This window comes from Vibrio cionasavignyae, assembly GCF_050337155.1.
GTDB lineage: Bacteria > Pseudomonadota > Gammaproteobacteria > Enterobacterales > Vibrionaceae > Vibrio > Vibrio nomapromontoriensis.
In genome coordinates this window covers 70,708-86,021 of sequence record NZ_JAKJSR010000009.1, presented here as the reverse complement: position 1 = coordinate 86,021, position 15,314 = coordinate 70,708, and the positions used below count along the sequence as shown (strand labels likewise).

The window sequence follows — 15,314 nt, the reverse complement described above, 5'->3', positions numbered from 1 at the left end:
ATGACAAATCGAATCCAAGAAATATATCAAATAAATAGGGAGCTCCTACATCACCTATCGATCTCGTATCAACAATGGCAACATGAACCTATTTTAGACTTTGCTACCGATGAACGGGTCGCTCAGCAACTTGGTTGGACAGGTATTCATAGCAAGAGTTTGTTCTTAAAAAAGAAAGGCGGTGGCTTTGCGCTATTCTTGACTGACAAAGATAGCCGCTTAGACAAAACGCAGCTCAAGCAATTACTAGGTAAGCGCACTTCAATCTGCAGTAACGACGAAATGATAGAGGAAATAGGTTGTCTACCCGGCGCAGTATGCCCGTTTGGGTTACCTAAAGACATCACGCTTGTCGTCGATAGTCGCTTATTCGCGCTCGAAGAGATTTTATATACACCTGGATTACCTGACTGGACGTTTGCGGTATCAGGTGCCGATCTGCGCTTGCTGCTAACTACGCTTCCCAACCAGGTTATCGAAACAAAAAAAGGTGAAGCTTAACGCTTCACCTTTTCATAGCAAACTCAAAAATCTTAGTCAGCTTTATTCAGATGTACGTCCATTTGAGGAAATGGAATTTCGATACCTTCTGCATCTAATGCTTCCTTGATCGCTTGTAGCGAGTCAAAGTACACATCCCAATACTGCTCAGTACGTACCCAAGGACGAACCACAAAATTCACTGATGAATCCGCTAGAGCAACAACACCAACGGTGATACCTGGCTCTTTAAGAATGCGCTCGTCCGCTTCCAATGTTTTACGAATCACTTCTTGTGTTTTTTTCAAATCAGCACCGTAAGACACACCAATCACATGATCAATACGACGGGTTGCATGACGGGAATAGTTAGTAATTGGTGAACCAATCACTGAAGCGTTAGGAACAACGACCATTTTGTTATCTGGTGTCGTTAAAATAGTTTGGAAGATTTGAATCGCATCCACAGAACCGGCTACGCCACCAATCTCAACATAGTCGCCAGATTTAAACGGACGGAAAGCAACAATCAGCACACCTGCAGCAAAGTTAGACAATGATCCTTGCAGTGCTAAACCAATAGCCAAACCAGCCGCACCAATTACCGCGACGACAGAGGCTGTTTGTACACCGACTCGGCTTAAGGCAGCAATCAATACAATAACGAACAAAGTATAGCGCACAATGCCATTCATGAACTCGACGACGGCTTTGTCCATCTTCTTCTTGTGCAAAACCTTAGAAACACTGTTTGCCACGGCTTTAACAAACAAGTTACCGATAAATAGAATCAAGAGCGCTGAAATGATGTTGACACCATATTGAACAAATAAGTCAGAGTTATTTGTTAGCCATTGTTCAGCTTTTGAAAGACCATCCACCAGCGGGGTCTCGATATCCATAGACTCACCAGCCATATGTTTTACCTCATATTAAAATTTCAACATTCCGCTCGACCCACTAGTTACCACTGCTTAGTTAGCCAAACTACGTCCACTTCATACAACATTGAATACATGAATATTCAAGATACATTACTTAACAAAAGGTTACGCAATCAGATGACTTTGTGCCAGTTTTTTTCACCGCTTTAACTTTATTTTCATAAGACACAAAAAAAGCCGCTCAAAAGAGCGGCTTTTTAAACTGTCTATCAGTTAAATCTTATAAGATTTAAACTTATAGTACGTCGATAGCGTTAAGGTCAGCGAACGCTTTCTCTAGACGAGTTACCATAGAAGCTTGACCTGCACGTAGCCATACGCGTGGATCGTAGAACTTCTTGTTTGGCGCAGCTTCGCCAGTTGGGTTGCCGATTTGACCTTGTAGGAAATCAAAGTTCTCAGCAGAGTAAGTACGGATACCGTCCCAAGTTGCCCACTGTGTATCTGTATCGATGTTCATTTTGATAACACCGTAACCGATAGACTCTTGGATTTCAGCTTCAGAAGAACCAGAACCACCGTGGAATACGAAGTTTAGAGCGTTAGGTGCAATACCGAACTTCTCTGCACAGTATGCTTGAGAGTCACGTAGGATAGTTGGAGTCAGTACAACGTTACCTGCTTGGTAAACACCGTGTACGTTACCGAAAGAAGCCGCGATAGTGAAACGTGGGCTGATAGCCGTTAGTTTTTCGTATGCGTAAGCTACGTCTTCTGGAGAAGTGTATAGCTCAGATGCGTCCATGTGAGAGTTATCTACGCCGTCTTCTTCACCACCAGTACAACCTAGTTCAATCTCTAGAGTCATGCCCATTTTCGCCATGCGAGCTAGGTACTGACCAGAAATTTCGATGTTCTCTTCTAGAGACTCTTCAGAAAGGTCAATCATGTGAGAAGAGAATAGTGGCTTACCAGTTTGAGCGAAGAACTCTTCACCCGCATCTAGAAGGCCGTCGATCCAAGGTAGTAGTTTCTTAGCCGCGTGGTCAGTATGAAGAATAACTGGAACACCGTAAGACTCAGCTACAGCGTGTACGTATTTAGCACCAGCAACTGCACCTAGGATTTGTGCGCCTTGACCTTCAAGCTTAACGCCTTTACCAGCGAAGAAGCCAGCGCCACCGTTAGAGAACTGAACAACAACTGGAGCTTTTACTTTAGCTGCTGCTTCAAGAACACCGTTGATAGAGTCAGTGTTAACTACGTTTACCGCAGGAAGTGCAAATTTGTTCTCTTTTGCTACTTCAAATACTTTCTGTACGTCATCGCCAGAGATAACACCAGGTTTTACGAAGTCGAAGATCTTAGACATGGAATAAGTCCTATTTTCTGTCGTTTTAAATAAAAAAGGGCAATCGTTTGCTCACAATGGGCGGCATTGTATCAAAGTTAACCACGCATTGCAGCATAGATAAAAGCGAGCTATAAGCTCGCTTTATCAAAAAATAATTAAGCTTTAGCGCGCTCTTCAAGCATCGCTACTGCTGGTAGTACTTTTCCTTCAACAAACTCAAGGAACGCACCGCCACCAGTTGAAATATAAGACACGTCAGCTTTAATGCCAAACTTGTCGATAGCCGCTAAAGTATCGCCACCGCCAGCTACAGAGAAACCTGCAGATTCTGCGATTGCTTTAGAGATACCAGCCGTACCTGCTTCAAAGTTTTTGAATTCAAATACGCCTACTGGGCCATTCCAAAGAATAGTTTTAGCGTTGCCGATGATTTCTGCAAGCGCCGCAGTTGAATCAGGACCAAGGTCAAAGATCATGTCGTCGTCTTGAACGTCAGCCACGTTTTTGATTTCAGCTTCTGCGTTTTCATCAAATGCTTTTGCACACGCTACGTCAGTGGCAACAGGAATTGCACACTCTTTCATTAGCTTCTGCGCGGTTTCAACTAGGTCTGCTTCATAAAGAGACTTACCTACGTTGTGGCCTTCAGCTGCAATGAACGTATTTGCAATACCACCACCAACAACCAGTTGGTCAGCAATTTTAGAAAGAGACTCAAGAACGGTAAGCTTAGTCGATACTTTAGAACCACCAACAATTGCAACAAGAGGGCGAGCTGGGTTGTCCATTGCTTTACCTAGCGCTTCAAGCTCAGCAGCAAGAAGAGGACCAGCACATGCGATTGGCGCGTTCATGCCAACACCGTGTGTAGACGCTTGAGCACGGTGAGCCGTACCAAATGCATCCATGACGAAGATGTCACAAAGTGCAGCGTACTGCTTAGACAGTGCTTCTTCGTTTTTCTTCTCGCCTTTGTTGAAGCGAACGTTTTCAAGAACCACTAGCTCACCTGCGTTTAGCTCTAGGCCATTTAGGTAATCTTTTGCTAGTTTAACGTCACAATCAAGTGCGTCGTTTAGGTAGTTAACAACGGGTTGTAGAGAGAACTCTTCAGCGTATTCGCCTTCAGTAGGACGACCTAGGTGAGAAGTCACCATAACTTTAGCACCCGCTTCTAGACAAAGCTTGATGGTTGGTAGCGATGCTAGGATACGAGCATCTGAAGTTACTTTGCCTTCTTTTACAGGAACGTTCAGGTCAGCACGGATAAATACGCGTTTACCTGCTAGATCCAGGTCAGTCATCTTGATTACAGACATGTTTAGTCCTCTCAACTAAAAATAAATAAAGTTTTTGAAAACTCGGCGTCATGCCAAGTTTATGAATTCATCAACTGCTTACTTATATTGAGCCCATCAATATTAATTTCAACCCTCAAAATTAATATTTTGCTCAAGTAGCATCTTAAACTATTGGGACGCTTGCATAGCTAAAGCCGTATCAAGCATCCGGTTGGCGAAGCCCCACTCATTGTCACACCACACTAGCATTTTGACTAAACGTCCATCGCTGACTCGCGTTTGCGTACCATCAACAATTGCGCTGTGTGGATCATGATTAAAGTCGATTGAGACTAGCGGCGCTTCAGTATAGTCAACAATGCCGTCTAATGTACACCGAGATGCGTTAATAATGACTTGATTTACGTCATTAACTTTCACATTTGTATTTATAGTTACACTTAAATCCATAGCGGTGACATTAACTGTTGGTACTCGTACAGAAATTGCTTCAAATTTGTTAGAAAATTTCGGAAATATTCTCTCAATACCTTTATGAAGTTTGGTATCGACAGGAATGATGGATTGACTCGCAGCTCGGGTACGACGTAAGTCCGGGTGATAAGCATCGATCACTTGCTGATCGTTCATGGAAGAGTGGATTGTCGTAATAGTACCCGAGTCGATACCAAAGGCCTCATCAAGCACTTGTATAATAGGCACAATACAATTCGTCGTACATGAACCGCTAGATACGATGGTGTGCTCCTTTTTAAGGGAGTCGTGATTCACACCATAGATGATGGTGTTATCGATATCATGATCGCCAGGGTGTGAAAATAGTACCTTTTTCGCACCCGCAGCAATATGCTCTAAGCCATCGGCTCGACTACCAAAAACACCCGTACAATCTAAAACAATATCGACATCTAAATTACGCCACGGCAATAAATTAATATCCGCGAGGTGAAGAATTCTAATGCTGTCAAATTCGCCGTTGGAATGATTAACATACAAATGCTCTTGATCATGAGAAATCGTCTTAGCGAATCGACCATGACTGGTGTCATATTGAAGCAAATGAGCCATTGCTTCTGGTTGAGCGAGTTCATTCACTGCGACGATTTTTATTTTATCATTCTTGCCGCTTTCATAGATTGCTCGAAGGACATTTCGTCCAATGCGACCAAAGCCGTTAATTGCTACCTTTAGCATCGCATGACATCCTTAAATTCACGTTATAGAGGGTGTGCATATTAACCGATCGACATCGATTACGCGACATCGTTTACGCAACTTGGTTTCACAACATTAGCTTCATGACATAGCGTTCACATTCATGCTTTTTGCAATAATCACGGGAAAAAACATAAATCGTTGCGAAGCACTCCAATAAATGCCCCTCAGACAACCAAGTGAGAGCTGCTACTATCGATATGACGCATTTTCTTCGTGCCATTTGAACGACCTCGTTTTCACTGCACAGGAGGTGTGCTCATGTTTACAGGCAAACATCATTGCCAGTCATGCAATAAAGAAACTATTCATAAAGAGGTCTTGATAAGAAAACCTAGCAGCTATGACCAACAGCCTACTTTCCTGGGACGGTTTAAGCTATTGCTGCATAGCTTTATTAACGGCGGGCATTACTACGATATGGATCGCTATATAGCATGCCAAACTTGTGGACAACGTAAGTTGGATAACAAGGGTAATGAATTTGAATAGACATAAAAAAACCGAGCCTTAGCTCGGTTTTTCATTTCAAGAAACAACAAGCTTACGCTAAAAGCTCTTTTGCAGTATTCACAACGTTTTCCGTTGTAAAGCCAAACATTTTGAATAGCTCACCTGCAGGTGCAGACTCACCAAATGTTGTCATACCGATGATCTTGCCACCAAAGCCAACATACTTGTACCAGAAATCAGCAATACCGGCTTCAACTGCAATACGAGCTGTCACGTCAGATGGAAGTACAGATTCACGGTACTGCACATCTTGCTTATCAAACGCGTCAGTTGCTGGCATTGAAACCACACGTACCGCTTTACCTTCAGCAGTCAATTGCGCAGCCGCTTCAACCGCTAGCTCAACTTCAGAGCCAGTAGCAATTAGAATTAATTCCGGTTTGCCTGCACAATCTTTCAGGATGTAACCACCCTTGGCGATGTTTGCTACCTGCTCAGCGTCACGATCTTGCTGCGCAAGGTTCTGACGAGAGAAGATAAGCGATGTTGGGCCATCTTTACGCTCAATCGCCAGTTTCCAAGCAACAGCAGATTCAACTTGGTCACATGGGCGCCATGTGCTCATGTTTGGAGTTAAACGTAGAGAAGCAATTTGCTCAACCGGTTGGTGAGTCGGACCATCTTCACCAAGACCAATAGAGTCATGCGTGTACACTTGGATGTTTTGAACTTTCATCAAAGCAGCCATGCGCATTGCGTTACGAGCGTATTCCATGAACATTAGGAATGTCGCGCCGTATGGTACGAAACCACCGTGTAGAGCGATGCCGTTCATGATAGCCGTCATGCCGAATTCACGTACACCGTAGTGGATGTAGTTGCCAGAGAAGTCTTCTGCCGTTAGCGACTTAGAACCAGACCACATGGTTAGGTTAGAAGGCGCAAGGTCAGCCGAGCCGCCCATGAACTCAGGAAGCATTTGACCAAATGCTTCTAGTGCATTTTGAGACGCTTTACGCGATGCGATGTTTGCTGGGTTAGCTTGAAGATCAGCAATGATTGCTGATGCTTTTTCTTCCCACTCCGCTGGCAACTCACCGTTTGTACGACGAGTAAACTCAGCCGCAAGTTCTGGGTAAGCCGCTGCGTAAGCGTCAAACTTAGCATTCCACGCTGCTTCTTTGGCCGCACCCGCTTCTTGTGCATTCCATTGCGCTGCGATATCAGCTGGAATTTCAAAAGGACCGTGCTCCCAACCCAGCGCGGCTTTAGTTGCTGCGATTTCATCGGCACCTAGTGGTGCACCGTGGCAGTCGTGCGTACCGGCTTTGTTTGGAGAACCAAAACCGATAACGGTTTTAGTACAGATTAACGTAGGACGAGGATCGGCCTTCGCCGCTTCAATCGCTGCATTAATGGCATCAGAGTCGTGGCCATCAACGGCAGGGATAACATGCCAACCGTAAGCTTCAAAACGCTTAGGCGTATCGTCAGAGAACCAACCTTCTACTTCGCCATCAATCGAGATGCCGTTGTCATCCCAGAAAGCAATCAGCTTACCAAGACCTAGCGTACCCGCTAGTGAGCATGCTTCGTGTGAAATACCTTCCATCAGACAGCCATCACCCATGAAGGCATAAGTAAAGTGGTCTACGATATCGTGACCTTCTTTGTTGAACTGCGCCGCCAACGATTTTTCTGCCATCGCCATACCAACCGCGTTGGTGATGCCTTGACCTAGCGGGCCCGTTGTCGTCTCTACACCCGGTGCGTAACCATACTCTGGGTGACCAGGGGTTTTAGAGTGTAACTGACGGAAGTTTTTCAGATCATCGATTGATAACTCGTAACCGCTTAAGTGAAGCAGAGAATAAATCAACATAGAACCGTGGCCGTTTGACAAAATAAAACGATCACGATCAGCCCATTCAGGGTTTTGAGGGTTGTGATTTAGGTGAGAGCGCCAAAGTACTTCGGCGATATCAGCCATACCCATAGGGGCGCCTGGGTGACCAGAGTTGGCTTGTTGAACACCATCCATGCTAAGGGCACGGATTGCATTAGCTAATTCTTTACGAGACGACATGTCTGCTCCTGAGTGCATTAAGCGAATTTCAAGTTGATTCCTTGCTGAATAAAGTCAGCGGCAAGCATTGTCGCAAAGCCCCCCAACCTCTGCAAACGTTTTACCGCCATTTTGAGCATTTTTACTGGGTTTTTTTACCCCGTTCCACTGTGATACCTCCAAAATGCGCAAACGTTTGGCTATAACATAAAAGTAAAAATCGCTTGATTCTCAAACATCGATGACTAGAATAGACGTCTAGATGTAGATACACCTACAAAATATCATTGTATTTTTTATAGGCGAGCACAATATTGCTGGCCTTATTTAACTGTAATTGGAGCTCTCATGGCTAAGCACCTGTTCACTTCTGAATCTGTTTCAGAAGGACATCCTGATAAAATTGCTGACCAAATTTCTGATGCTGTACTTGACGCGATTCTAGAACAAGACCCGAAAGCGCGTGTTGCTTGTGAAACGTATGTAAAAACAGGCATGGTAATGGTTGGTGGTGAAGTCACGACCTCAGCGTGGGTAGACATCGAAGAAATCACTCGTGAAACGGTTCGCGAAATTGGCTACGTTCACTCTGATATGGGCTTTGATGCCGACTCTTGTGCAGTACTAAACACCATTGGTAAGCAATCTCCAGACATCAACCAAGGTGTTGATAAAGCCGATCCAAAAGAGCAAGGCGCGGGTGACCAAGGTATCATGTTTGGTTACGCGACTAACGAAACGCCAATCCTAATGCCTGCTCCGATTACTTACTCTCATTTACTTGTGAAAAAACAAGCTGAAGTTCGTAAGAGCGGCAAACTTGATTTCCTTCGTCCAGATGCGAAATCTCAAGTTACCTTCCAATACGACCAAGGTAAGATCGTTGGTATCGATGCGGTTGTACTTTCAACTCAGCACTGCGATTCCGTCACAACACCAGATCTTCGTGAAGCCGTAATGGAAGAGATCATCAAGCCAGTGCTTCCGGCTGAGTGGATCAACAAAGACACTAACTTCTTCATCAACCCAACGGGTCGTTTCGTTATCGGCGGTCCTATGGGCGATTGTGGTCTAACGGGTCGTAAGATCATCGTTGATACCTACGGCGGCGCAGCTCGCCACGGTGGCGGTGCGTTCTCTGGTAAAGATCCATCAAAAGTTGACCGTAGTGCAGCATACGCGGCACGTTATGTAGCGAAAAACATCGTTGCTGCTGGCATGGCAGATCGTTGTGAAATTCAATTGTCGTACGCTATCGGTGTTGCTGATCCTACGTCGATCATGGTTGAAACATTTGGTACCGAGAAAGTCGCACACGACATCATCATTGAAGCAGTTCGTCAAAACTTCGACCTGCGTCCGTACGGCCTACAAGAAATGTTGAACCTGCTTCAACCTATCTACAAGCAGACGGCGGCTTATGGTCACTTTGGTCGTGAAGAATTCCCATGGGAAGCGACTGATAAAGCGGCAATCCTACGTGACTTTGCTGGTATTAAATAACGCTCTCTATCACGCATAGCGATAATTCAAACAAAAAGCCCTCAAAAATATTTGAGGGCTTTTTTTTTACTATTAGTAATCATTTCAATCACTTTGTTATAAAAGTGTTACAAAGCTGCGTTATAGCCCATCTTTTCTACCCTACAAAAATTGTGTTTTTTCCCGACTAGGTCAATAGTTAACGTTAAGAGTAACGATGCAGAATGAGAATTACGCTAACTCATCAACACGCATCCTTAACTCCATTTTGGGAACACGCTGCGCCAATACCGTGATCACATGATCATACGGCTCGTTCATGTCCCTTAAATCAGAGACGAAGGCCAGATTGTCAAATCAGGGAGGACATATGCCTCGAACCGCTCAGACAGAAGACTTCCAAAAAAAACACGAAGTCAAAGATCAGGATTACGCTAAAACCATACCTTGTAACCAAGTCAGCATTTCTGCACCCTTTCACTGGCTCGCACTGGGCCTGCATGACCTAATCAGAATGCCGGTTATCAGCGCATTTTATGGGCTGTGTTTTACCGCAGCAGCCGTCGCGATTGTTCAGCTAGTACAGTGGCAAGGTACCCATTTAGTCATCATGCCAAGCCTTGTGGTGTATATGCTCATTGGCCCTTTCCTTGCATTAGGGCTTTATGACGCCGCTTGGGAAAGAGAGAAAGGTCATAAGGCCAGCTTATTTCATTCCATGAAAGCCATTGGTCGCAACTCCACCTCACAGTGGGCGTTCGCCGTGTTGCTCGCGGTTGCCATGATATTTTGGATGAGAATAGCCGCGCTGTTACATGCGCTTTACCCATCCGTCCAAGGCGCGCCACTGACAGAATTCGCTCCATTTCTCATTACTGGCTCTGTGATTGGCTTTGTCATCGCTAGCATCATATTTAGCTTATCGGCTTTTTCTATCCCTCTCATGATGGAACGTCGAGTTGATGTAATGACGGCGGTTTTCACCAGTTTTAATGCGGTCAAATCGAATATCCCAGCCATGATTGTCTGGGCATTCATTATTTGCGGTGGAATACTGATTGGCTTTGCCACCTTTGGGCTCGGAATGATCGTCACCATGCCAATATTAGGTTACGGTACTTGGCATGCCTATCATGAAGTCATTAAGAAAAGACACCATACGTAGTCTTGCTTTACTCACTCGCTAACCTACAATAACGCCCTTCTATAGGGCGTTATTAGGTTTAACAATGGCTCCATTGACAACTGACTTACACTATCGAGCATCAAAGCGTTTGGCTGAGTGTATGGCCATTGCCGAGCAGCATTTCCAACAGGCTCTGCCTATACCGACACTCAGTTTTAAGTTGAGAGGTAAAGCGGCGGGCAAGGCCTATCTGCAGTCATGGGAAATTAGACTTAACCCGATCCTCTTTACAGAAAACAGCGACACTTTTATAGAAGAGGTGATCCCACACGAGATCGCCCACTTGCTCGCCTTTAAGTTCTATGGTCGCGTTCCTGCTCACGGCGCTCACTGGCAATCCATAATGCACCACGTATTTAATGTTTCGCCTAAAACCACACATGCCATGGATGTCACATCAGTACAGGGCAAAACATTTGAATATCAATGCCAGTGCTCAACCTACCCGTTGACGATTCGCCGACACAACAAAGTACAACGGCAACAAGCACGCTACTTATGTCAAAAATGTCGCGGTGCTCTTCAATTCTCGGGTAAGCAGCTTAGCTAGTATCCACTAAGTCGCTAATATCAAATAAGGTAGTAGTCATAGGCTAAAGTGCGATCTACACTAGGTTACCTAGCACTTTTATCAGACTTATAAATGACCATTCGCGTGACTTCAGCCCTTGTATTAGGCCTACTTTTTCTGCCCTTAACCGTGCAATCAGCACCACCGAGTAGCTTTAGCTCAGCCAAAAGGCAAGCGGTTAAAATCTACGCCGATCACCCTATCAGCTTTTACTGCGGTTGCGATATTCAGTGGCAAGGAAAAAAAGGCACGCCTGATCTTGCCTCTTGTGGCTATCAAGTTCGTAAGCAGCTAAAACGCGCCAGTCGTATTGAATGGGAACATGTTGTCCCAGCGTGGCAATTTGGCCACCAGCGTCAATGTTGGCAGGAGGGCGGTCGAAAGAATTGCACCAAAAATGACAAAACATTCCGGTTAATGGAAGCGGATCTTCATAACCTGACGCCAGCTATTGGCGAAGTGAATGGCGATCGCTCCAATTACAATTTTAGTCAGTGGAATGGCGTTGATGGTGTGAGCTACGGTCGATGCGAAATGCAGGTCAATTTCAAACAACGTAAAGTGATGCCACCAGATCGCGCGAAAGGGTCGATTGCTCGCACCTATCTTTATATGAGCCAAGAGTATGGCTTTACGTTGTCAAAGCAACAAACACAGCTTATGAATGCGTGGAATCGCTCTTATCCCGCTGATGCATGGGAGTGTGAACGCGACAAACGTATTGCCTCTCGACAAGGCAACAATAACCCTTTTGTTGTTGCAGCCTGTCGTGATCGCTCATAGCGCCGACTCGTTGACTATTTTAGCCAGCAAGCCCTTGTAATTTCTGGGGCTTGCATCCATGTTATACCTCAATACCTTTTTGTTCGTTGGAAGCTACTATGCGCATACCTCGTATTTATCACCCTGAAACCATCGTAGACTTGGGTCGACTCGCACTGAGTGAGGATGCGTCCAATCACATTGGCCGTGTATTACGAATGAAAGAAGGCCAAGACGTATTACTCTTTGATGGCAGTGGGCATGAATTCCCTGCTACCATAGATGAAGTCACAAAAAAATCGGTCACCGTCGCCTTAACCAACAAAGTTGCTAACAGCATTGAGTCTCCGCTCGATCTGCATTTAGGGCAAGTGGTCTCTCGCGGCGACAAAATGGAATTTACCATTCAAAAGTCCGTTGAATTAGGCGTCAATACCATCACTCCGCTTATTTCAGAGCGTTGCGGTGTAAAACTGGATCCCAAGCGCTTTGAAAAAAAGATGCAGCAATGGCAAAAGATCGCCATTAGCGCCTGTGAGCAGTGCGGCCGCAATACGGTGCCAACCATACGCCCAATCATGTCATTAGAACAATGGTGTGCAGAGCCCTCTGAAGCGCTAAAACTCAATTTACACCCTAGAGCAAAATACTCGATTAACACACTACCTGAACCAATTAACAAGGTCAGACTGTTGATAGGCCCTGAAGGTGGCTTGTCACCTCAAGAGATCGAGATGACGGAACAATACCAATTTGAAGAAACCCTGCTTGGCCCCCGCGTACTGAGAACAGAAACCGCTGCCCTAACAGCGATCACTGCCCTTCAAGTACGCTTTGGCGATTTAGGCTAACTGGAGAATACGCATGATTAAACTCGGAATCGTAATGGACCCTATCTCGTCCATTAATATCAAGAAAGACTCTAGCTTTGCCATGATGCTCGAAGCGCAGCGTCGTGGCTATGAAATCCATTATATGGAAATGCAAGACCTGCACCTTGACCAAGGCGTTGCGGTTGCGGATACAAAAACCGTAACACTTAAAGAAGATCCGGCAAGCTGGTATGAGTTTACCTCAGAGCAGACTATTGAACTTGCCGATCTTGACGCGGTGCTAATGCGTAAAGATCCTCCTTTTGATACTGAGTTTATCTATGCGACCTATATTCTTGAACGAGCAGAAGAGAAAGGCACATTAATCGTTAACAAGCCGCAAAGCTTGCGCGACTGTAATGAAAAGCTCTTTACGGCGTGGTTCCCAGAACTCACCCCAACCACTATCGTGACCCGTAAAGCGGAAAAAATTAAAGCTTTCCGTGATACTCATGGTGATGTAATCCTAAAGCCGTTAGACGGTATGGGCGGCGCTTCCATTTTCCGCGTCAAGCAAGATGATCCAAACGTGTCTGTGATTATTGAAACACTCACCAATCACGGGCAAAACTACGCAATGGCGCAGACTTTTGTTCCAGATATCAGCAACGGTGATAAACGTATTCTTGTGGTTGACGGTGAGCCAATGCCATATTGTCTTGCTCGCATCCCGGCAAAAGGGGAGACACGTGGCAACCTTGCAGCAGGTGGAACTGGCGAAGCTCGTCCACTAAGTGAGACAGATAAACAAATTGCCCTAGCGGTTGCTCCCACTTTGAAGGAGAAAGGGTTAATATTTGTAGGTCTTGATGTCATTGGCGATAAGCTGACAGAAATCAATGTGACGAGCCCAACCTGTATTCGCGAGATTGAAGCGGCATTTGATGTTTCTATTACCGGTAAACTGATGGATGCCATTGAACGCCGATTAGGTAAATAACTGGGGTTTATACCTGTGGTGAATGCCCTAGTATAAACCGGCGGTTATTACTAATGGTGAGCACCACTGGTCCCAAACCATGTCACGTTAGGAGGCGAAAATGAACTTAGCCAATCATTTTCTTGTAGCAATGCCCGGGATGAAAGACCCTTATTTTCAACGCACGGTTATCTATGTGTGTGAGCACAATGACGATGGTGCGATGGGGATTATCATCAATACCCCGATTGATGTCACCGTGGCCAACATGCTTTTGCAAGTACAAAATGAGCTGCCCATCGCCTCCCAAACACAACATAGTAAAAGCCTAGATGAACCGGTTTTAAATGGGGGCCCAGTCTCTGAAGACCGAGGCTTTATCCTGCATAAACCTAAAGATAAATATCAATCCAGCATTCAAATTACCGAAAAAATTTCCGTTACCACATCGAAAGATATCCTCGCGGTACTCGGCACTGACGCTCAACCAGAAAACTATTTGGTTGCCTTAGGCTACGCTGGGTGGGAGGCGGGTCAATTAGAAACGGAATTGGCGGATAACTCTTGGCTAACGATTGAAGCGGACACCAGCGTGATCTTTGATACGCCCGTCAAAGATCGCTGGCACAGCGCGGTCCAAATGCTCGGTATTGATATTGCACACCTCTCCACTCAAGTTGGGCACGCATAGTCATGACAACAAGAACCATACTCGCCTTTGATTTTGGTACCAAAAGTATCGGAAGTGCCATAGGGCAAGAAGTTACAGGGACCGCGAATCCTTTAAAGGCATTTAAAGCCAAAGATGGAATTCCCAACTGGGATGACATTGAGAAAACGATTAAAGAGTGGCAACCCGATTTAATCGTTGTTGGATTACCGACCGATCTTCATGGCAAAGATCTCGAGAGCATTACCCCAAGAGCGAAAAAATTTGCTAACCGACTACACGGTCGCTTTGGTCTGCCTGTAGAGCTTCAAGATGAGCGCTTATCAACAACAGAAGCGAGAGCTGATCTGTTTAGTATGGGCGGTTATAAAGCTCTATCGAAAGGCAATGTCGATTGTCAATCGGCAGTCGTAATTCTAGAAAGCTGGTTTGAGGCGCAATGGGGCTAGGCTCGCGTCAAATCGCTGACATATCCTCGTTCACTTTAAAGCAAGACAAACAATAGATACAAAAAAGGATGGCTAAAGCCATCCTTTTTTACTTTCATCGACCAATTAGTCCACTTTTAGCTCTTGAAGCATCGAGTCAGGCAATGCCAATTCATCGTTTTTATTTACTTGAATACCTGCTGCAATGATCGTCGTAGCAATCGATTTAGCCTCTTCTAGAGAGTGCATCGCGGCCGTACCACATTGGTACTCATTCAACTCAGGGATCTTATTTTGGCTTTCTACTTTTAGTACGTCTTGCATTGAGTCTAACCATGCTTGTGCAACATCGGACTCAGAAGGCGTGCCAATCAAACTCATGTAAAAACCAGTACGGCATCCCATTGGAGAAATGTCGATAATTTCAACTTGGTCACCATTTAGATGCGCGCGCATAAAGCCCGCGTACAAATGCTCAAGTGTATGAATCCCTGTTTCAGACAAGATGTCTTTATTAGGAACAGTAAAGCGAAGATCGAACACAGTGATCGTATCCCCCTTTGGGGTTTGCATCGTTTTTGCTACGCGCACAGCAGGAGCGTGCATTTTAGTGTGATCGACGGTAAAGCTATCCAATAAAGGCATCGTTATTTCTCCGTTAAGGCTTCAAGA

16 protein-coding genes are annotated in these 15,314 nt (G+C 45.2%); 10 read left to right on the top strand and 6 right to left on the bottom strand.

Going from position 1 to position 15,314, the window contains the following annotated elements; genetic code table 11:
• Positions 1-501, top strand: a complete 501-nt coding sequence (locus tag L4D74_RS01050; RefSeq protein ID WP_428750329.1) for a YbaK/EbsC family protein — start codon at positions 1-3, stop codon at positions 499-501.
• Positions 502-533: 32 nt separating this feature from the next.
• Here L4D74_RS01050 and L4D74_RS01045 read toward each other — a convergent pair whose 3' ends face one another.
• The 4 genes from L4D74_RS01045 to epd all read right to left on the bottom strand — a co-directional run bounded on the left by L4D74_RS01045 (position 534) and on the right by epd (position 5,213).
• Complete coding sequence (locus L4D74_RS01045) at positions 534-1,397, bottom strand: mechanosensitive ion channel domain-containing protein (protein ID WP_265673591.1); 864 nt, start codon at positions 1,395-1,397, stop codon at positions 534-536.
• 262 nt (positions 1,398-1,659) lie between these two features.
• A complete protein-coding gene (fbaA, locus tag L4D74_RS01040; protein ID WP_265673590.1) occupies positions 1,660-2,736 on the bottom strand; it encodes a class II fructose-bisphosphate aldolase in 1,077 nt (358 codons plus the stop codon).
• Between the two features lie 137 nt (positions 2,737-2,873).
• Positions 2,874-4,037: a phosphoglycerate kinase gene (locus L4D74_RS01035; protein WP_428750328.1), complete on the bottom strand. Its 1,164-nt coding sequence runs from the start codon at positions 4,035-4,037 to the stop codon at positions 2,874-2,876.
• A 150-nt stretch (positions 4,038-4,187) separates the two neighbouring features.
• Positions 4,188-5,213: an erythrose-4-phosphate dehydrogenase gene (epd, locus tag L4D74_RS01030; protein ID WP_428750327.1), complete on the bottom strand. Its 1,026-nt coding sequence runs from the start codon at positions 5,211-5,213 to the stop codon at positions 4,188-4,190.
• A gap of 282 nt (positions 5,214-5,495) precedes the next feature.
• Between epd and L4D74_RS01025 the strand changes: the two genes are divergently transcribed.
• On the top strand, positions 5,496-5,726 hold the full coding sequence (locus L4D74_RS01025; RefSeq protein WP_428750326.1) for a hypothetical protein: 231 nt from the start codon (positions 5,496-5,498) through the stop codon (positions 5,724-5,726).
• Positions 5,727-5,778: 52 nt separating this feature from the next.
• Here the strand turns inward: L4D74_RS01025 and tkt are convergent, their stop codons facing one another.
• Complete coding sequence (gene tkt / locus L4D74_RS01020; protein ID WP_428750325.1) at positions 5,779-7,773, bottom strand: transketolase; 1,995 nt, start codon at positions 7,771-7,773, stop codon at positions 5,779-5,781.
• 327 nt (positions 7,774-8,100) lie between these two features.
• On the opposite strand from tkt, the gene metK reads away from it, so the two are divergent.
• The 8 genes from metK (at position 8,101) to ruvX (ending at position 14,663) form a co-directional block, all read left to right on the top strand.
• The gene (metK, locus tag L4D74_RS01015) at positions 8,101-9,255 is read left to right on the top strand and encodes a methionine adenosyltransferase (protein ID WP_265676298.1); all 1,155 of its coding nucleotides are present in this window, start codon (positions 8,101-8,103) and stop codon (positions 9,253-9,255) included.
• 349 nt (positions 9,256-9,604) lie between these two features.
• The gene (locus tag L4D74_RS01010) at positions 9,605-10,399 is read left to right on the top strand and encodes a DUF2189 domain-containing protein (protein WP_428750324.1); all 795 of its coding nucleotides are present in this window, start codon (positions 9,605-9,607) and stop codon (positions 10,397-10,399) included.
• 64 nt (positions 10,400-10,463) lie between these two features.
• Positions 10,464-10,970, top strand: coding sequence for a SprT family zinc-dependent metalloprotease (locus L4D74_RS01005; RefSeq protein WP_428750323.1), 507 nt, complete (start codon positions 10,464-10,466; stop codon positions 10,968-10,970).
• Positions 10,971-11,075: 105 nt separating this feature from the next.
• Positions 11,076-11,774 (top strand): endonuclease, encoded by a 699-nt coding sequence (locus L4D74_RS01000; protein WP_428750322.1) that lies wholly within the window; start codon positions 11,076-11,078, stop codon positions 11,772-11,774.
• Between the two features lie 98 nt (positions 11,775-11,872).
• Entirely contained in the window at positions 11,873-12,604 is a 732-nt protein-coding gene (gene rsmE, locus L4D74_RS00995; RefSeq protein ID WP_428750321.1) for a 16S rRNA (uracil(1498)-N(3))-methyltransferase, read from the top strand.
• Positions 12,605-12,617: 13 nt separating this feature from the next.
• Positions 12,618-13,565: a glutathione synthase gene (gshB, locus tag L4D74_RS00990; RefSeq protein WP_250615845.1), complete on the top strand. Its 948-nt coding sequence runs from the start codon at positions 12,618-12,620 to the stop codon at positions 13,563-13,565.
• A 100-nt stretch (positions 13,566-13,665) separates the two neighbouring features.
• Positions 13,666-14,235, top strand: coding sequence for a YqgE/AlgH family protein (locus L4D74_RS00985; protein ID WP_428750320.1), 570 nt, complete (start codon positions 13,666-13,668; stop codon positions 14,233-14,235).
• Between the two features lie 2 nt (positions 14,236-14,237).
• On the top strand, positions 14,238-14,663 hold the full coding sequence (gene ruvX, locus L4D74_RS00980; RefSeq protein WP_428750319.1) for a Holliday junction resolvase RuvX: 426 nt from the start codon (positions 14,238-14,240) through the stop codon (positions 14,661-14,663).
• Positions 14,664-14,768: 105 nt separating this feature from the next.
• Here ruvX and luxS read toward each other — a convergent pair whose 3' ends face one another.
• Entirely contained in the window at positions 14,769-15,287 is a 519-nt protein-coding gene (gene luxS / locus L4D74_RS00975) for an S-ribosylhomocysteine lyase (RefSeq protein WP_428750318.1), read from the bottom strand.
• Between the last annotated feature and the right edge of the window lie 27 nt (positions 15,288-15,314).